The sequence below is a fragment of the Streptomyces mangrovi genome, from assembly GCF_900114215.1.
Classification (GTDB): Bacteria; Actinomycetota; Actinomycetes; order Streptomycetales; family Streptomycetaceae; genus Streptomyces; species Streptomyces barkulensis.
Genome location: NZ_FOSG01000008.1, coordinates 55,151 through 73,528, shown reverse-complemented (window position 1 = coordinate 73,528; position 18,378 = coordinate 55,151). Strand labels below are relative to the sequence as shown.

Below are 18,378 nucleotides of genomic sequence, written 5' to 3'. Positions count from 1 at the left end.
GTCGCACCTACCGACCGGTAGCAGGTAACCGGTTCCGGAGGACGGAAAGCGTTCCCGCCATGGACCGTCTCCGGACCACCGCCGTGGACCTCTGCCGTGGACCGCTGCCGCGAGGCGCGCCGCGCGGCACACCGTGTGACACACGGCACACCGCACGCCGCGGGGCGCCGGGCCCGGACCCGGGGCGTACGGACGAGGGGTCCGCACCGCCCTCCGGCGGTGCGGACCCCTCGGATCCACGTCTGTGACACCGACCCGCCATGCTCGCCTCGCGGCAAGTGGTCGCTCGAAGCGACGAAGGTTGGGCCCGGGGGCTTGGATCGGGCCGGTGCCACAGTCAGGCTAACAAACGATCGGCGACGGTGATTCCGTTCGGCCGCGGCGATCGGAAAAACCCGCGGGCCTCACTCCCGCAGCAGGTCGGGGACCCCCTCCGCGTCCGGCAGGTCCTTCTCCCGCGACAGGACCGTCAGCCGCTGTGTGGCCCGGGTCAGCGCCACGTACAGCACCCGCAGGCCCGCCGGGGACTCGTCGGCGATCTCCGCGGGCGAGACCACGAGCGTCGCGTCGTACTCCAGGCCCTTGGCCTCCAGGCTGCCCAGCGGCACCACCCGGTCGCCGAGTCCGGCCAGCCAGGCGCGGGCCTGCTCGCGGCGGCCCATCGCCACCACGACGCCGACGGTGCCCTCCACCTCCGCCAGCAGCCGCTCGGCCTCCGCGCGGACCGCCCGGCCCACCGCCCCGTCCGGGCGGCCCGTCACCGTGGCGAAGCGCGGCACCAGGCCCGTGGCGCGGACCGCGCGGGGCGGGCGCACCCCCGGCATGGCCAGGGCCAGCACCCGGGCGGACAGTTCGGCGATCTCGGCCGGGTTGCGGTAGTTGACCGTCAGCTCGAAGCGGCGGCGCGGACGGGCGCCCAGCGCCTCGTCGCGGGCGGCGGCGGCCTCCTCCTGGTCCGACCAGGAGCTCTGCGCCGGGTCGCCGACCACCGTCCACGTCGCCTGGCGGCCGCGCCGGCCCACCATCCGCCACTGCATCGGCGTGAGATCCTGCGCCTCGTCGACGATGACGTGCGCGTAGTCGGTGCGCTCCTCTTCCTCCCGGCGCTCGGCACGGGCGGCGCGGCCGGTGCGGCCGACGAGGCGGTCGGCGTAGGTGCTCAGCTCCTCCAGGCCGGTGAGCTGGTCCAGCGGGTCCATCTCCCGCCGCCTGCGGGGGCGGGCGGGGGTGCCGAGCAGGACCCGCAGCTCGTCCAGGAGCGCGACGTCGTGGACGGACAGCGGGCCGGAGCCGCCGGCGTCCAGCCGGGCCAGCGAGCGCGCCAGCCGCCGCGCCTCTCCGGTCTGGAGCACACGGCGCGCCCAGCGCGACAGCCTCCTCTCGTCCGCCATGGCCGCCAGGACGCGGCGCGGGGTCAGCTCGGGCCACCAGGCGTCCAGGAAGCCGGTGAAGTCGGTCTCGGTGGAGACGTCCTCGTCGAACCCCTGGCGCGCCTCGGCCGCCAGCTCCGGGTCGGTGTACCGGCGGCCCGCCCCCGAGCGCTCCCACAGCGCGTCCAGCAGCAGCCGCCGGGCGCGCGGGCGCAGCAGATTGACGGGCGCGGTGCCGCCGAGGGCCTGCTCGCGGATCCGGCGCAGGTCGTCGGCGTCCAGCTCCAGGCGGGTGCCGAGGGCGACCACCCGCAGCCGGCCGGGCACCCCGCCGGCGCCCGGCGCGCCGAGCTCCAGGGTGCCGCGCGCCGCTCTGCGCAGCACCCGCACCATGCGGGAGGAGCCCTTGACGCGGGCGACGGCCTGCTCGTCGTGGGCGCTCGCCTCGGCGCCCTCCACCAGCGAGCCCAGCGCGCGGACGGCCACCTGGCCCTCCTCGCCCAGCGACGGCAGCACACCCTCGGTGTAGGACACCAGCAGCGGGGTGGGGCTGACGACGAGGATGCCTCCGGCGTAGCGCCGCCGGTCCTGGTAGAGCAGATACGCGGCGCGGTGCAGCGCGACGGCCGTCTTGCCCGTGCCGGGGCCGCCCTCGACCTCGGTGACGGAGACGGCGGGGGCGCGGATCACCTCGTCCTGCTCGGCCTGGATGGAGGCGACGATGTCGCGCATGGTGTGGCCGCGGGACCGGCCCAGCGCCGCCATCAGGGCGCCGTCGCCGACCACGGCCAGTTCCCCGCCGTCCAGGTACGCCGTCAGCTCCGGGCGCAGCAGGTCGTCCTCCACGCCCAGCACGCGGCGGCCCCGGCTGCGGATCACCCGTCGCCGCACCACCCGGCCCGGCGCCACCGGGGTGGCCCGGTAGAAGGGCGCGGCGGCCGGGGCGCGCCAGTCGATGACCAGCGGGGTGTAGTCGGCGTCGAGTACGCCGAGCCGGCCGATGTGCAGGGTCTCGGCGATGTCCGCGACGGCGGTGCCGGCGCCGCCGTCGCGGACATCACCGCCGTCGCGCACGGCGTCGTCGGCGGGCTCGACGGAGGTGTACGCGCCGTCGGCTCCGCGTTCGCCGTCCTTGCCCCGCAGCAGGTCGATCCGGCCGAAGAGGAAGTCCTCGAACTCGCTGTTGAGCCGGTTGAGGTGCACACCGGCGCGGAAGACCTGCGCGTCCCGCTCGGCGAGCGCCCCCGGTGTGCCGACCTGGGCGCGCTTGGCGGCGTCCGCCATGAGGAACTCCGCCTCGTGGATCTTCTCCTCCAGGCGCCGGTAGACCCGGTCGAGGTGCTCCTGCTCCCCGCGGATCTCCCGCTCCCGTACGCCGTCGTGCACCTCGTGCCCGCCGCCGTCGCCGGCGCTGCCGCCGGCGGTCCCCGGCGCCGACGGCACTGTCTCCTGCGCTCCCAACGCACGGCCCCCTTCTGCTGTACTCAGGGCAGCCGTCAACCGTACGCCAGGGGATCGCGGCGCGCACGCCGCCGAGCCCTCACAGCCAGCCGCGTTCGAGTGCTATGCGAGCGGCGTCGAACCGGTTGCGGCCCTGCAGCTTCCTGATGGCGGCGGACGTCAGGTTGCGGACCGTCCCGCTCGCCAGATACAGCTCCTGGGCGATCTCCTTGATGGAGGCGCCGGTCGCGGTCAGCCGCAGGATCTCCACCTCACGGTCGTTCAGACAGCGGTTGCCCGGTCCGGGGGCGTTCAGCAGGCAGGGGTCGACCGTCACGCAGCCGGCCGCCACCCCGCGGATGGCGCCGATCAGGTTCGGCAGCTTGGCCTGCTTGGGGACGATGCCCAGCACCCCGGCCTCGACCGCGCGGGTCACATGGGAGCGGGTGGGCTCGACGACGATGAGGGTGATGCCGCAGGACGGCACGCGCCGGGTGAGCTCGGCCACCTGGCACAGCCCGCCGGGGCCGCTCATCCCTCCGCCGACCACGAGGACGGACGGCGAGACCCGCTGGGCCGTCGGCAGGAGCTCCCCGCTCTCGCAGGCCGCCCCCACCACGTCGAAGTCCTCGACCCGGTCGAGCGCCTCGGCCAGTGCCTCCAGGAAAAGAACATGGTCGTCGGCGACCATGATGCGAATGGTCATTCGGTTTCCCCCGCAACGCTTCCAAAAGGTCGGATCGGAAGATCGCTGTCACCGGACGCGCGCCGGGAGCCGGATGGCGGCCCGGGCGCTCCCCGTGGACGAGTCACCAGCGTGTCGCCCTCTCGGCACCGCGGGCCTCGTGGGCCCCCGGCGGCCGGAGCCGATCCCCGTTTTCCCGGCGTGAAGACTCGTAGATACTCGCGTAGATGCTCTCGGCTGCACTCTCGTCGTGGTGGCGGTTCCGCGGCGGCACCGGGAGGCCACCGCCGGTACACGCCCCCCGACCGTCAGCCGGCCACGGCTAAGCAGAGCCTGCTCATGTGCTTCCTCCCGGAACCTTTCACTGGCTGGGGGCCAATCTTTGGCCAGGAACGGCGAGTTGTGAAGGAGTAGGGGCCTTTTGAGCCCCGATCTTCACATGGAGGTGTCCCGCCCGGAATCCTGAAACCGGTTGTGGAAACGGTGGGTTGACGTCTGGAGACAACCTCCGGAACCGGTCTTCCGTCCCGGGGCTGGCGCGCCGGGACGGTAATCGGGTTGGCTGTTCTTCCGTGAGGACACAAGCGCACGACGGCCCGCGCCACCACGGTCCGCGTCACGGCGACCCGCGTCACGACGGCACCCGGGGAGCGGCCCTGGTCATGACGGTCTTCGGCACGGTGTGGTGGCTGTCGGGCGCGACCGCCCTGCGCGGGCTCGCGGAGCCGGTCGCCCTGGTGGGCGGGCCGGCGGTCGGCGTACTGCTGTTCACGCTCGCCCTGCGGCGGCTGAACGGCGTGGGCGAGCAGGCGGCGTACGAGCGTGCGGCGCGCCGCTTCCACGGGATCAACCTGATCCAGGCGGCGGCCGTGGTGGCGGTGATCGTGGCCGCGAACCGCGCCGGGGCCCTGGCGTGGATCCCGGGGGCGATCGCGGTCGTCGTGGGCGCGCACTTCCTCCCCCTCGCGCCGCTGTTCGGGATGCCCGTGTACCGGTGGACCGGCGGCCTGCTCATCGGCGTCGGCCTGGCCGGCTGCTGGATCGCGCTGGCCGGCGGCGGCGTGGACACCGCACGGGCGGTGGTGTGCCTGGCCTGTGCCGCGGTCCTGTGGGCCGCGACGGCCCTCCTCGTCCGGGCCGCCGCGACCGGAGGCCGGGCCGGGCCCCCGGTCCGCTGACCGGGGGCCCGGCCCGCCCGCGGGAGCGGGACACGGCCGCTCAGCGCACGGTTTCCATCTGCCCCATCATCCCCATGGTCACGTGGTTCATCATGTGGCAGTGGTACATGAACAGCCCGGTGTAGTCGGTGAAGCGCACCGCGAACCGGACCGTCTCCCCCGGCGCCACGGTGACGGTGTCCTTCAGCCCCGCCTCGGCCGGGCCGGGCGGGCGGCCGTTGCGGTCGAGGATCCGGAAGTGCGACAGGTGCGGGTGCATCGAGTGCGGGATGTTCATCTCGACGTCCTCGTTGACGACCGTCCACGCCTCGGTCTCGCCGAGCCGGGGCCGGAAGTCGACCCGGTTCATGTCGAACACCCGCTCGTTGATCAGATGCCGCCCGGTCTCCGGGTCGAACCGCATGCGGAACTCCCGCTCCAGCGCCGGCGTCCCCAGGTCGGGGGCGGGGCGCAACTCGCCGGGCACGCTGCTGGGGTCGTGCGCCTCGCGCACCACGTCGAAGCGCATCACGTCCGGCGTCTCCCCCGGGAACGACGCCAGGCTCTCCAGCACCACCTGTGAGCCGACCGGGTACTGCGAGAAGTCGACGACGACGTCGATGCGCTCGCCGGGCCACAGCGGGACCGCCCACGCCTGGGCCGGGGCCGGCAGCAGACCGCCGTCCGAGGCGATCTGCGTCATGGGGGTGCCGTCCCGCAGCCGCAGCAGGAAGAAGCGGTCGTTGGAGGTGTTCATCAGCCGCAGGCGGTACTTGCGGGCCGCGACTTTGAAGTACGGCCTGGGGCTGCCGTTGACCAGGAAGGTCGGGCGGTCCATGAAGCCCTGCGGGTCGTAGCGCAGGGTGCCGTCGTCCTCGAACTTGGCGTCGCGGATCTGGAGGGGGACGTCGTAGCGGCCCCGGGGCAGGGGCAGTTCGTCCTCGAAGTCGTCGGTCAGCAGGTAGGTGGCGGCCAGGCCGCGGTAGATGCTCTCGGCGCTGTCGGAGTGGTGGTGGCCGTGGCCGGTTCCGTGCGAGTGGTCGTGCAGCCACAGCGTGGCGGCGCGCTGCTCGTTCGGGTAGTGGTAGTACCGGACGTCGCCCGGCTCGGCCTGGTGCATCGGGTGGCCGTCGTACCGCTGCGGGACGTGTCCGCCGTGCAGGTGCATGGCGAAGGGCACGTCCAGCCGGTTCACCTGGCGGATGAGCACCGGGCGGCCGCGGCGGGCCGTGATCAGCGGACTGATCCGCCCGTTGTAGGCGCGGATCCGGGTGGTGGCGCCCGGCAGCAGCTCCACCTCGCTCTCGCCGGTCGTCAGCCGGTAGAAGTCGTGACCGGCCGCGCGCAGGGGGCGCAGCGGCCGGGGGACGGCCAGCGGCACGGTGAAGGGTTCGGTGGCCGCCGTCGCCGGCGAGGGCCCCTTCTTCACCGGCTTACCCGGCTTCCCCGGGTTCCCCGGGCCCTGCCCCGGGGAACCGGGCGCCTCGGGCCGGGCCCAGGCCTGGCCCGAGGCGGGGAGGGCCGCGGCCGTGCCGAGCACGGCCGCGCCTGTGACCAGGCTTCTTCGGGAGATGGTCATGGTGATGCGTTCCTTTTCGCTTGCGCTGTGGAGCAGAGGTGCTGCCCGGTACCGGCTCGGACGGGCCGCGGTCACGGCCGTGTCGTCACAGCCGTGTTCGTCACGGTCGTGTCGTCACAGCCGTGTCATGGCCGCCTGCCAGGCCCGTACGGCGCCCGGGGAGAAGGCGACCTCCAGGTCGGCGGGTTCCAGGGAGTCGACGCGCCAGCCGTCGGCGAAGGCGCTCGTGATGTCGCGCTCGGAGATCCGGTGGGGGCCCCAGGTGCCGGGCTCCCGGTCGCTCCAGCACATCAGGAAGTACCGTCCGCCGGGCGGGACCACGGCGCCGACGGACGCCGCCACCGCCGGGCGGTCGGCGGGTGTGAAGCAGTGGAAGAAGCCGACGTCGACGACGGTGTCGAACCGCTCCCCGAGGCCGGACAGCGCCAGGCCGTCCCAGACCAGGAAGCGGACGTCCAGGCCGCGGTCGCGCGCCTTGCGGCGGGCGAGTTCGATGCCGCTGGGCGCGGCGTCCACCCCGGTGGTCTCCAGTCCGTGTTCCGCGATCATCAGGGCGTTGTCCCCGCTGCCGCATCCGACGTCCAGCACCCGGCCGCGCAGGGCCCCCTCGCGGGCGAGCCGCACCAGGGCGGACTGCGGCCGGTCGATCTCCCAGCCGGCGCCGGGCTCGCCGGCGTAGTGCGCCTCGAAGATCTCCACCCCGCTGCCGCTCGGCAGGTCCCCCGTGGACCGCCGGCCAGACATACCGGTCATGCTGCCTCCTGTCGGCCCGCCGAAGTGATCGGGCGGACCCAGCCGAAGAACTGCGGCAAAGTCGCGGCCACCTTACTCGCAGATTCTCCGCGCATGGATTCCCATGATCGATGTCACGCAGAATCGTGACACATGTCAGGCAACTGTTCTGCCCCCATTGTCCCGGGCGGAGCGGCCGGGCAAGATGATCCAGAAATTCTACGGAACACAAACAGAATCCGCGGCCTTCGAAGAAGCCGCGAGCGTCGAAGAACTATCGGTTTTCCCTTTCTTTTCCGACCACCCCCGGACACGCGATTCCGTCCACCGCACGGACGGGCGGGACGCGGCCGGACCCTCGACCGCGAACAGGTGGATGAGCGTGACCGTTGGTGCAGCAGCCGTCACCGGGGCGGACACCGGCCAGGTGGCGGGTCTGCGTCTGTACACCCGGACCCCCGTGACCCCGCAGTGGCTGGCCGGCACGGTGGTGCCCGCCGTCCGCGCACTGCGGCAGGAGTACGGCGCGTCCCTCGTCTACCTGCGGCGCGGCTGGCTGTACGGCCCTCACGTGGAACTCGTCGGCCGCGCCGACCGGGGCCGTCCCCTGCCCTGGGACGAGGTCGGCCGGCTCCTGGAGACCGGCCCCGAGCCGCCGGAGGGCGCGCTCACCGAGGAGGAGTACCTGGAACAGGCGCGCGAGTTCGGCCGCCTGGAACGGGTCCCCCCGCCCTATCTGCCGATGCGTCCGCACGGGACGGTCGAGCCGATCCCCGCCGCCGAGGCCGCCCGGTGGCCGCAGCCGCTGGACAGTCTCCGGGAAATCGCGCTGGGCCGGATGTGCGAGCCGCTGACGGAGATGATCGAGGAGATCACCCGGGACCGTTCACAGGCCACCGCACGGCTGGCCGAGGCATTCACGGCGCTGATCTCCTCACACCATTCCGGCGCCGCTTACGGAGTGTTCTCACTGCGTTCACATTCCGAGGCGTTCATGTCCTGGGCGGCTCCGAGAAAAGATCCCAGACCCGCATTCGACAAGCGTCTGGAAAAAGACGCACCACTGCTCCGCGAAATAGTCGAGAAATCCCTGGCCGGTGAATACGGGCCGCAGGCCGGGGCCTGGCGCACCGCGTTCGCGTACTGCATGGGCGCCTTCGACTCGGCGGTGGCCGGCGGAACGCTGACGCTGGAGGGCCTGGAGTCGCTGGGCGCCGGGTTCGACGCGGCCACCATGGGCCCTCCCGGCATGACCGACGGCCGGCAGGCCAAACCCAGCGAGTTCCACCGCACCGTGGGGGCCACCGGCGTCGTCGACGACCCGCCCGAGTGGTTCGCCTCCTACCGCCTGCTCATCAACCTCTTCTACCAGCAGCTCCCCCTGCTGGGGGTCTCCCCGATGCACCGCTACTACATGTGCCACGCCGTCGCCGAGACCGTGGACACCGTCCTGGGCGTCCCCTGGCGGGAACGGCTGGACCGGATACAGGTGGAGCAGCCGACCGCGGGCGGGTCCCGGTGAGCGCGGCGGAGGGGACGGGAGCGCCGGAGTTCCCCGAAGCGGCGCCGGCCGAGCCGGTGTGGATGCTCCGCGTCAACCCGCTGCGCCGCTCCCGCCTGGGCGACCCGCACCTCGCCGGCCTCCTGGGGGAGCTGACGGACGCCGAGCAGGAGGTGCGGGCCGCGGCCGACGCCTGCTCGGACGCCCTGTACGAGCTGATCGCCGGCACCACCGGCACCGACGAGCGCGGCAGGCTCATCGCCCTGCGCCGCGACATCCACAACGACCGCCGGCCCCGCGCCGTACCGGACCCCGAACCCGCCGCCGTCGCCCGCTGGCGGCAGGCCCGGGAGCGGCGCGACGGGCTGCGCGCCCGGGTGGCCGAGACCTACCCGGAGGCCGCGGACCGCGAACGGACCCTGCTGGCCGGGGTGCTGGGCGACGAGGACCTGCGGCGCTCCCTGGCCCTGGTGGCCCCGGAGGTGGCCGGATCGGCCGAGCGCTACCGCAGGGCCGCCGCCGGGGGCCAAATACCGTCCCGGGTCCGCAAGACCGAGCGCGGTCTGCTCCAGTACGTCACCCGCGCCATGGTCCGCACCAGCCCGCTGTCCCGCTTCACCGCCGTCGGCCTCGCCCTGCCCTGCGAGGACGGCGAGGACGGCGAGGACCGCACCACGCCCGGCGAGGTGCGCTTCGGGGGCGCGACCGCCTTCGTGGGCCTGGACCGGGTGATGCTCGACTACGTGCTGGGCGGCCTGGAACCGGCCCGGGAGGACCTGGCCCCGGACACCTGGGTGCAGCTGCCGCCCACCTCGACCGTGGACCCCGCCGGCGGCAGGCTGTACTTCCTGCGCCGTACCGACCAGGGGGTGCGACGCCTGGCGGCCCCCCTGAACGGCAGCATCCGGCCGCTGGTCGAGGCCACCGCCCTGGGACCGCGCCGGGCCTCCGCCGTGGCGACGGACCTGGCCGCCCGGACCGGCCGCCCCCATGAGGAGGCGCTGCGGGCGGTGGCGAAGTCCGTGGCCGCCGGGATCCTGTGCGTCTGCCGGGGCCCCGAGGACGGCGGCGCCGACTTCCAGGGTCTGCTGGACCCGCCGGACCTCGCGGAGCCGGCCACGGCCGGCGTCCTGGCGGAGATCCGCACCCGGCTGCCCGCGCTGGCGGACTCCCCGCCCTCGGAGCGCGAACGCGACCTGGACCGGCTGAACTCCTCCCTGAACCGGCTGAGCCTGGCGGCGAACCGGCCCGCCCGGATCCTGGTGGAGGAGGACTACATCCTGCCGCCCGCCCGGATCGCCACCGCCGCCTGGCGCTCCCGGCTGGACGATCTGGCCGCCGGGGTCGGGCTGCTGTCCGTCTTCGACCGGATGCACGACGTACGGGCCCTGCTGAGCACCGCGTTCACCGAGCGGTTCGGCGCGGGCGCCGAGGTGTCCCTGGTCGAGCACGCGGCGGAACTCGTCGGCGAGGTGTACCGCAGGGGCGGCGACTACGACGGCACCGTCGCGGCGGGCACCGGCCCCGCCGACGGCTCCCTGGACCGGCTGCAGGACCTGCGCCGGTCCGTCGCCGAGACCCTGGGCGCCGAACTGGACCGGGCCGCCGAGCGCGGCGAGGACCTCACCCTGACCGCCACCGAGGCCGCCGACCTCGCCGCCGGGCTGCCGGACCGCTTCCGGCAGGGGCACCTGGCCTACGGTGTCCTGGTCCAGCCGTGGCGCGACCGGCTGGTCTTCAACGACGCCTACGCCGGGCACGGCATGCTCTACGGCCGCTTCCTCGGCTACGACCGCGCGCTCGGCGGGGGCGCGCTCGATCACGCCGCGCGCCGGCTGACCGCGCAGTACGGCGCGGACGGTGCCCGGGTGGCCGAGGACCTCGGTCTGCACCGGCTCAACGTCAACGCCCACGTCCCGGTCCTCGCCGACGGGCTCCGCCCGGACGACTGGCTCCCCCTCCGGCTGGCGCACGACCCCGGCACCGACACCCTCACCCTGCGCGACGCGGAAGGCCGCGACCTGCGGGTGCTCACCCTCGGCGCCGGGCACCCCGAGCTGTTCCCGCCGCCGGTGCGGCTGGCGAGCTGGCTGATGAGCGGCGGGCGGCTGTACGAGGACCTGGTCGGCCGCCGGCACACCGCCGCCGGCCGGGACGACCGGCGCACCCACCGCTGCCCCCGGCTGTCGGTCGGTTCGGCGGTGTTCGCCCGCCGCCGCTGGTACGGCGGCCGGGAACTGGCCGACGCCGTGGCCGCCGGGCCCGCCGAGCACGACCGGCTGCTGGCGCTCGCCGCCTGGCGCGCCCGCCACGGCGTGCCCGAGGAGGTCGTGCTCAAGACGCCGTTCGACGACGGCTACCGGCAGGCCGCCAACGAGTCGGGCGAGGACGTGCGCGACCACCGCCGCCGCCAGAAGCCGCAGTACGTCGACCTCGCCGCCGCCCTGAACGTCCGGGTGCTGCCCCGGCTGATGGAGCGCCGCAGCGCCGGCTACGTGGAGGAGGCGCTGCCCGGCGTCTCCGACGGGGAGCACGCCGCCGAGTGGGTCGTCGAGATCGGCCGCGCTCCCGGCGGACCGTTCCAGTACGGAGGGAAGACCGAATGAGGATGAAGGCCCGGCCGTACCTCCACTACGCGCCGGTACCGGGCGGGGTGTACCTCAGCGGGGCGGGCACGCAGTTCGCCATGCGGGGCCCGGAGGCGCTGTTCAAGGTCGTCGACGTGTGCGTCCCCCTGCTGGAGGACGGCGTCACCGAGGACGAGCTGGTCGCCGCCCTGGGCTCGGAGCGCGCCCGCCCCGTGGTGCGGAAGCTGGCCGACGGGCTGCGCGGGCACGGCATGCTGCTGGACCTGGACGCCCTGACCGTGCCCGAGCCGCCGCGGGAGGTGCGCGAGCGCCACCCCGAGGCGCTGGCCTGGCTGGAGTCGGTCTCCGACGACCCGTACGCCCTCTTCGAGCGCTTCCGCGACGCGCGGATCCTGCTGTGCGGGCCGCCGGTCGTCGTGCTGCCCGCCGCCCGCGGCCTGGCCCGGGCCGGCGCCCGGCGGCTGGTGCTGGCGTCGCCCGACCCGGACGCCGTCGCCGCGACCGCGCTGCGGCTGGGCGCCGAGGTGCTGCCCGGCTCCTCGCGGGATCTGGCACGGACGGCCGGGGAGGCCGACGCCGTGCTGTACCACCGGGAGGAGAGCGGGACCGCCCCGGACGGGGAGTCCGGGGCGGACTGGCTGCCGGACGGGGTGCCGGTGGTGGCGGTCCGGACGGCCGGGCCGCTGGTGCTGGCCGGCCCGGCCGTCCGCGACCGGGCCGCGCGCGGTGTGTGGCCCGCGCTGGACGTCCGGGCCCAGGCGTGGGTGGCGGGCGGGGAGCCGCAGCCGGCGGGCGGGGAGCCGGCCGCCCGGCCCGCCGCGGACGCGCTGGCCGGGGCACTCGCCGGCCAGGCGCTGTTCGAGGCCCTGACCGAGGGCGCGACCCCCGGCGAGGCCCATGTGCTGCACGGCGCGGAGGTGGCGGCCGAGCGGGTGCTCGTCCCGTCGCCCGCCGACCCCGTGCGCCCACCGCGCGCGCTGGCGGACGCCGTTCCCGCCGACGCGCCGGAGCCGCAGGACGCGGTGCGGTCCGTCACCGCCGTCGCGACGCCCTGGACCGGGCTGTTCGCCCTCACCGCCGGTGACGACCTGCCGCAGATGCCGCTCGCGCTGCGGGAGGCGGAGTACCGCGCCGGACGCACCGGCCGCGTCGTCGCCTGGGCGCACGACCAGCGGACCGCGACCGTCGCCACCGGCCTGGAGGCGCTGCGCGGGCTGGCGCCCGCGCAGTCGGAGGCCGTGCCCGCCGCGGGCCTGACCGAGGAGCGCTGGCTCCTCGACGGGGCGCTGCGGCTGCTCGCGGCCGACGCCCGTCCCCCGGCCCCTCCCGCCGCGGCGGAGCAGGAGACGGAACAGGAGTGGAAGCGGGACCCGGAGACCGTCCGGATCCTGCACGGCCTGGCGGAGCACGGGCCCGCGGACGTCCGCGTGCGGCTGCTGCACGTCCCCGGCCTGGACTGGCGGCTGTGCCGCGCGGAGATCACCGGGAGCGGGGAGCCGCCGGTGCTGGCCTGGGGCCCGGACGGCGCCGGGGCCGCGCGGGCGGCGCTGGGCACCGCCCTGGCCCGTGTCCAGGTGCGCCGTCTGCGGGGCGCGGACGCGGCCGCGGGCACGTCCCCGGGCGTGCGCACGGACGCCCTGGCCCTCGCCGGCGCCGAGGCGGTCGCCCTGCTGCGCGAGCAGGTCGCCGCGTACGCCGCCGCCGCGGGAGTGCGCTACCTGGGCGTCTGCCACCGCGCCGATCCCGTGCTGGGCGAGCTCCCGGTGTGGTACGGGCCGGTCCGCGCGTACCCGGCCGGGAGGGAGGGGTCCGATGTCTGAGCGTCCCGCCAGCCTCGACCGCCCTGACAGCCTCGACGGCCTCGACGGCCTCGACGGCGCATGGCACGAGGCGCTCGAACCGCTGGCCCGCACGGCCACCGGCGGGATCTCGCTGGGCCGTGGCTGGGATTTGTCCCGGGAACGCGGGCACTGGCGCCGCGCCGCCGACCGCCGCACCGAACACCTGTCGGTGCGGGTCTACGACGACGAGGTGGTCGTCGGGCCGCGCTGGGTGCCGGACACCGACGCGGGCTGCGCGGGCTGCGCCGAGGTGCGGGCCCGGGTGGCCGTGTCCCATCCGCTGGTGGAGAACCTCGCCGAGCCCTGCTCACGCCCGGCGCCCCGCCGCCCGCTGCTGCTGCCGATGCTCGCCACCGCGCTGGAGCACCTGGCCGGGCACCCGCTGCGCCCCGGCGAGCTGTACGCCGTCGGGCGGCACGCGGTCCGCCGCCGCCGGGTGCCGCGCAGCTTCGACTGCCCGGTGTGCGCCCCGGCCCCGGCCGCCCGGGCCGCCGCCTCCGCGCCCCTTCCCGCCCCCCTCCCGCCGGTTCCGCCCGAACCGCTGGTGCTGCGCAGCCGCCCCGCCTCCCCGCAGGACCCCACCCGGGGCACCGGCGGCAGCCGTCTGCTGCGCCCCGGCGCCCTGCGCGAGAAGCTGGTCGACCCCCGCTACGGGCCGGTGCTGGAGGTGCTGCGGCAGTCCCTGGCCCCGTTCGCCATGAGCGCGGCGGCCGTGCCCGACTCCCTGTCCATGGGCTACGGGCGGGCGTTCACCTTCGGCGAGGCCGAGTCCGTCGCGGTGCTGGAGGCGTACGAGCGGCTGGCCGGCTTCCCGCACGAGAGCCCGGTGCTCACCGGGCTGGCCCACCGGGACGTCCGCGACCTCGCGCTGGACCCGGCGACGCTGGGCCGGTACACGCCCGAGCAGCTGGCGCACCCGCACTGCCGGGTGATGCCCTCCTCCGCCGACACCCCGATGGACTGGGTGTGGGGCCACGACCTGGACACCGGCCAGGCCCGGCTCGTCCCGGCCGACATCGGCTTCTACCAGTACGACTACCGCTACCGGCTGGCGCGGCACGCCGCCCGCGCCGAGGGCGCCGCACCGCGGCGGCACTTCTTCCACGAGTCCTCCAGCGGCTGCGCGCTCGGCTCCACCCTGGAGGAGGCGGCCCTGCACTCGCTGCTCGAACTCGCCGAGCGCGACGCCTTCCTGCTCTCCTGGCACCGTGCCGTGCCGCTGCCCTCCATCGATCCGGCCACGGTGACCGACCCCGCCTCCCGGCGGCTGCTGGCGCTCATCGAGTCCCGCGGTTTCGAGACCCATCTGCTGGTCGCCACCCAGGACATCGGAGTCCCGGTGGTCTGGGCGCTGGCGGTCAACCGCACCGGCGGCTTCCCCGCGACGTTCTCCGCCGCCGGCTCGGGTACGCGCCCGGAGTCGGTGGTGCGCGCCGCGCTGTGGGAGCTGGGCCAGATCGTCAGCGACCCGGCGGACTGGGACCGTTCGGCGGCGGAGGCGATGCTGGAGGACCCGTGGCGGGTCGAGGTGCTCGACGACCATCTCCGGCTCCACGCGCTGCCGGAGAAGCGGGAGCGGGTCACCGCCGTGCTCGGCGGGCCCCGGACCACCCTGCGCGACGCCCTCCCGGGCTGGCCGGAGAGGCTTCAGCGGGCCGCGGCGGGCGATGTGCGCGGCGCGCTGGAGTACGTGCGGGGGCTGTACGCCGCCGCGGGTCTGGACCGGATCGTGCTCGTCGACCAGACCACCCGCGACCACACCGATCTGGGCACCGCCGTGGTCAAGGCCGTCGTCCCCGGCATCCTCCCGATGTGCTTCGGCCACGCGCAGCAGCGCCTGGCGGGCCTTCCGCGGCTGACCGCCGCACTGGCCGGCACCCCCGGTGAGCACGGGAGCCCGCCCTACGACCCGCATCCGTTCCCCTGAGGCCCGCACGGGCGGTACCGGCCGCACCGGCCGCACCACCTGACCACCCGCACCACCGACCACGACAGCACGGAGACCGTATGGAGACCGCACCCGCCCGCGGCGAACCCGTCGGCGCCCCGATGCCCGAGGACGCGGACTTCATGGCGCGCGACCTGATGTGGTTCGCCTACGGCAACGGCGCCGACCGCCCGGAGCCGCCCGTACCGCCGCCCGGCCCGCTGACGGAGACCGAGGTGGTGCCCGGGCTGCCGGACGCCGCCCGGTCCGGGCCGCTGACCGCGCTGCCGCACGGCACCGTCGACCTGCTGGAGGAACTCCCCTTCCCCCGGGGCCGGTTCGCCGGGGAGCCGGGCGCCGACCGGCTGGGCCACGCGCTGGCCGCCGCCTTCGGGGTGCAGCGCCGCGAACCGGAGAACCCGTTCAACGACCACCGCGGCTATCCGTCGGTGCGCAGCAGGTTCCCCGTGCAGGTCCTCGTCGGCGAGCGGGGGCGGTGGGGGGCTCTGGACGTCTACCGGCACGCGCTGGCCGGCCTCCCCGCGGCGGGGGCCGGTACGGGCCGGCCCGGCGCCGGGCGTGAGATCGCGCTGGCCGGCCGGTACACCCGGCTGCCGCCCGTCTACAAGTGGTTCCGCGGCTCGCTGGTCCACCTCGAACTCGGCGTCAACCTGCGCATGCTGTGCCTGGCCCTGGAGCTCTTCGGGCTGCCGGGGCGGCTGCGGCTGCCGGACGCTTCCGCCGAGGCCGGCCTCGGCGCGCTCGGCCTGGCCCCGGCGTGGCAGTGGTCGCTGCCGCTCACCGTCGAACTGGACGCGGAGGGCTCCGGTCCCGACCCCGGCACCGGCACCGGCACCGGCCCCAGCCCCGGCACCGGGGCGGACGGTCCCGACCCCGCGCTGGCCGAGGCCCTCGCCGTCAACCGCGCCCAGGACTTCCGCGAGCCGCCCGCGCCGCTGGGCTCCTCGATCCCCTCGGCCACGGGCGGGCAGGCGCTGCCCTGGGCCGAGTTGCTGTGGCGCCGCACCTCGGGGCGGATGCCGCGCGGCCTGTACGGGATGAACGGCAGACGGCGGCGGCTGCCCGCCGCCGCCCTGCGCGACGCAGTGGAGTGGCTGTCCCTCCCGCCGCCCGGCGGGACGCTGCGCGCCGTCCACGACCACCTCCGCGTCACCGCCGTGGTGCAGGGGGTCGACGGCTGCGCCGACGGTGTCCACCGGGTCGCCGGCGGCTCGCTGACGCGGTACTCCGAGGACCCGGCCGCCGCGGCCCGCCTGGAGGCGCACTACGGCTACCCCCTGGCCCCGGGCAACGGCTGCGACGTACGGCACGCGCCGATGATCTGGTTCCTCTCGATGCGGCCGCGCGAGGTGATGGAGCGGTTCGGTCCCGGCGGCTGGTGCGCCGCGCAGTACGCCGCCGGGTGGGCCGCCCAGGGCCTGTGCCTGGCCGCCGCCGCACACGGCCTCTACGCCCGTCCGGTACGGGCCTTCGAGGAGGTGCCCACCCGTGAGGTCCTCGGCCTCGGCCCCGACGAGATGGTCGTCTTCTCCGTGATCACCGGAACGCCCCGCTACACCGGACCCCTGCTGGACGTGAGACTGTGACCGAGACCGACGAGACGCGCCCCGCCGCCCCGCACAACCCCGGCCCCGGCCCCGGCCCGGGCGCCGCCGCCCGCTGGCACGCCTGGCACCTGCATCTGGGCTCCACCGCGCGGTCGCTGCACGACCGCGTGATCGAGGACGTGATCCGGCCGACGGTGGCCGAGACCGCGCCGGAGCGGCCCTGGTTCTTCATCCGCTACTGGCAGGGCGGCCCCCATCTGCGGCTGCGCGTGGGCGATCTGGACGACGCGGCGTACGAGCGGACCGAACGGCTGCTGCGCGAACGGCTGGAGAGCGCCGGAAGGCTCGCGCCGGACGAGGAGCCGGTGGATCCCGGGGGCTACCGGCGCGAGGCCGAACGGCTCGCGGCGGCCGGGGAGCTGGAGGCCGGCACGCCCGTCGAGGACCTGACCCCGCCGGGCGTGCACCGCCGCTCCTACGAGCCCGAGTACGAGCGGTACGGCGGCCCGGCCCTGATGCCCGCCGCGGAGCGGCTGTTCCAGCTCTCCAGCGAACTGACCGTCCGCCTGCTGCCGCACCTGCCCGACCAGCGCGCCCGGGTGCTCGCCGGGCTGCGGGCCACCATGGCGGCCGCCGCCGCCCTGGGCGGCGACGCGGACCAGGCCGCCTACTACGCGCACGCCTACCGGATCTGGCGGGAGTGGGGCACCGGCTTCGGCTACGGCGAGGAGCAGCTCGACCGGCTGTGCGGCATCGGCCGCGACGGCGCGGCCGGGGGCGCCGGGGCGGGCCGTACGCAGGCGCCCCCGGCCGACCACGGCCCCTTCGCCGGCTGGCACCGGGCGCTCGCCGCGCACGCGCGGGACGTGCTGCGCGGCACCTCCACGCATCCGGGCCGCGTGGTGTTTTCGCACGTCCACATGTTCCACAACCGCCTGGGGCTGAACCTGGTCGAGGAGCTCCAGACGTACGCCCGGCTCGTCCGGGCCTTTCCCGGCCCCGGCCCCGACCGCACCGGTCCGCCGCCGCCCCGCCCTCCCGTCAACGCAGCACCGTAAGGAGCGAACATGCCCCAGGCCCCCCTGGCCGCCCCGGACCGCACCTCCCCGGCGGCGGAACCGGCGGTGGTGGCCCGCGCCGTCGGCGTCACCCGCCGTTACGCCGGCCACACCGCCCTGGACTCCGTGGACTTCGAGATCCGCGAGGGCGAACTGCTGGGCCTGCTGGGCCCCAACGGGGCCGGCAAGTCCACGCTGGTCAACCTGCTGACCGGGCTGAGGCAGGTGACGTCGGGCCGCTGCGAGCTGTTCGGCGGCGACCCGCGCCGCCCGGAGAACCGGCTGCGGATCGGCGTCACCCCGCAGGAGACCGGGCTGCCGGAGACCCTGCGGGTGACCGAGGTCGTCGACTTCGTGGCCGCCCACTACCCGGACCCGGTCGACCGCGGCGAGCTGCTGGACCGGTTCGGCCTGACCCCTCTTGCACGCCGGCAGACCGGCGGTCTGTCGGGCGGCGAGAAGCGCCGCCTGGCGGTGGCGCTGGCCTTCGTGGGCCGTCCGCGCCTGGTGTTCCTGGACGAGCCGACGACCGGTCTGGACGTGGAGGCGCGCAAGGCGCTGTGGGACCGGGTGGCCGAGTTCCACGCCGGCGGCGGCACCGTCCTGCTGACCAGCCACTACCTGGAGGAGGTCGAGGCGCTGGCCGAGCGCGTGGTGGTGCTGGGCCGGGGCCGGGTGCTGGCCGACGACACCGTCGCGGCGATCCGCGGGCTGGTCGACGTGCACCGGGTCAGCCTGGTGGCGGGCGAACTGCCGCGGCTGCCCGGGGTGGTGAGCGAGCGCCGCGAGGACGGCCGCGTCCATCTGATGACCACCGACCCCGACCGGCTGGTGCGGGAACTGGTGACCCGGGGGGTGGACTTCTCCGGCCTGGAGGTCCGGCCGACCTCGCTCGAAGAGGCCTTTCTGACCATCGCCGGATCCTGAGGAGC

Annotated in this window: 12 protein-coding genes; 8 read left to right on the top strand and 4 right to left on the bottom strand. The window is 75.5% G+C overall.

Annotation, left to right across the window (positions count from 1 at the left end):
• Positions 1–404: 404 nt before the first annotated feature.
• Both BM237_RS13250 and BM237_RS13245 read right to left on the bottom strand, forming a co-directional pair.
• A complete protein-coding gene (locus tag BM237_RS13250; protein WP_093850012.1) occupies positions 405–2,756 on the bottom strand; it encodes a HelD family protein in 2,352 nt (783 codons plus the stop codon).
• 154 nt (positions 2,757–2,910) lie between these two features.
• The gene (locus BM237_RS13245; RefSeq protein ID WP_093849811.1) at positions 2,911–3,516 is read right to left on the bottom strand and encodes a response regulator transcription factor; all 606 of its coding nucleotides are present in this window, start codon (positions 3,514–3,516) and stop codon (positions 2,911–2,913) included.
• A 551-nt stretch (positions 3,517–4,067) separates the two neighbouring features.
• Here BM237_RS13245 and BM237_RS13240 point away from each other — a divergent pair.
• Positions 4,068–4,673, top strand: a complete 606-nt coding sequence (locus tag BM237_RS13240) for a hypothetical protein (RefSeq protein ID WP_139238099.1) — start codon at positions 4,068–4,070, stop codon at positions 4,671–4,673.
• Between the two features lie 40 nt (positions 4,674–4,713).
• On the opposite strand, the gene BM237_RS13235 is transcribed toward BM237_RS13240, so the two are convergent.
• Positions 4,714–6,231: a multicopper oxidase family protein gene (locus tag BM237_RS13235; protein ID WP_107415227.1), complete on the bottom strand. Its 1,518-nt coding sequence runs from the start codon at positions 6,229–6,231 to the stop codon at positions 4,714–4,716.
• Between the two features lie 114 nt (positions 6,232–6,345).
• The gene (locus tag BM237_RS13230; protein WP_206282585.1) at positions 6,346–6,984 is read right to left on the bottom strand and encodes a class I SAM-dependent methyltransferase; all 639 of its coding nucleotides are present in this window, start codon (positions 6,982–6,984) and stop codon (positions 6,346–6,348) included.
• 355 nt (positions 6,985–7,339) lie between these two features.
• Between BM237_RS13230 and BM237_RS13225 the strand changes: the two genes are divergently transcribed.
• From BM237_RS13225 to BM237_RS13195, 7 genes are all read left to right on the top strand, one after another.
• On the top strand, positions 7,340–8,485 hold the full coding sequence (locus tag BM237_RS13225; protein ID WP_412719848.1) for a hypothetical protein: 1,146 nt from the start codon (positions 7,340–7,342) through the stop codon (positions 8,483–8,485).
• Positions 8,482–11,070, top strand: a complete 2,589-nt coding sequence (locus BM237_RS13220; RefSeq protein ID WP_245793599.1) for a lantibiotic dehydratase family protein — start codon at positions 8,482–8,484, stop codon at positions 11,068–11,070. The genes BM237_RS13225 and BM237_RS13220 overlap by 4 nt, the downstream gene beginning before the upstream one ends.
• Positions 11,067–12,872, top strand: coding sequence for a hypothetical protein (locus BM237_RS13215; RefSeq protein WP_139238098.1), 1,806 nt, complete (start codon positions 11,067–11,069; stop codon positions 12,870–12,872). The genes BM237_RS13220 and BM237_RS13215 overlap by 4 nt, the downstream gene beginning before the upstream one ends.
• Entirely contained in the window at positions 12,865–14,820 is a 1,956-nt protein-coding gene (locus BM237_RS13210) for a TOMM precursor leader peptide-binding protein (RefSeq protein ID WP_093849808.1), read from the top strand. The genes BM237_RS13215 and BM237_RS13210 overlap by 8 nt, the downstream gene beginning before the upstream one ends.
• A gap of 80 nt (positions 14,821–14,900) precedes the next feature.
• Complete coding sequence (locus BM237_RS30310; protein WP_093849807.1) at positions 14,901–16,427, top strand: nitroreductase family protein; 1,527 nt, start codon at positions 14,901–14,903, stop codon at positions 16,425–16,427.
• Positions 16,424–17,446, top strand: coding sequence for a thiopeptide-type bacteriocin biosynthesis protein (locus BM237_RS13200; protein ID WP_093849806.1), 1,023 nt, complete (start codon positions 16,424–16,426; stop codon positions 17,444–17,446). The genes BM237_RS30310 and BM237_RS13200 overlap by 4 nt, the downstream gene beginning before the upstream one ends.
• Positions 17,447–17,455: 9 nt before the next feature.
• Positions 17,456–18,373, top strand: a complete 918-nt coding sequence (locus tag BM237_RS13195; protein WP_093849805.1) for an ABC transporter ATP-binding protein — start codon at positions 17,456–17,458, stop codon at positions 18,371–18,373.
• The last annotated feature ends 5 nt before the right edge of the window (positions 18,374–18,378 follow it).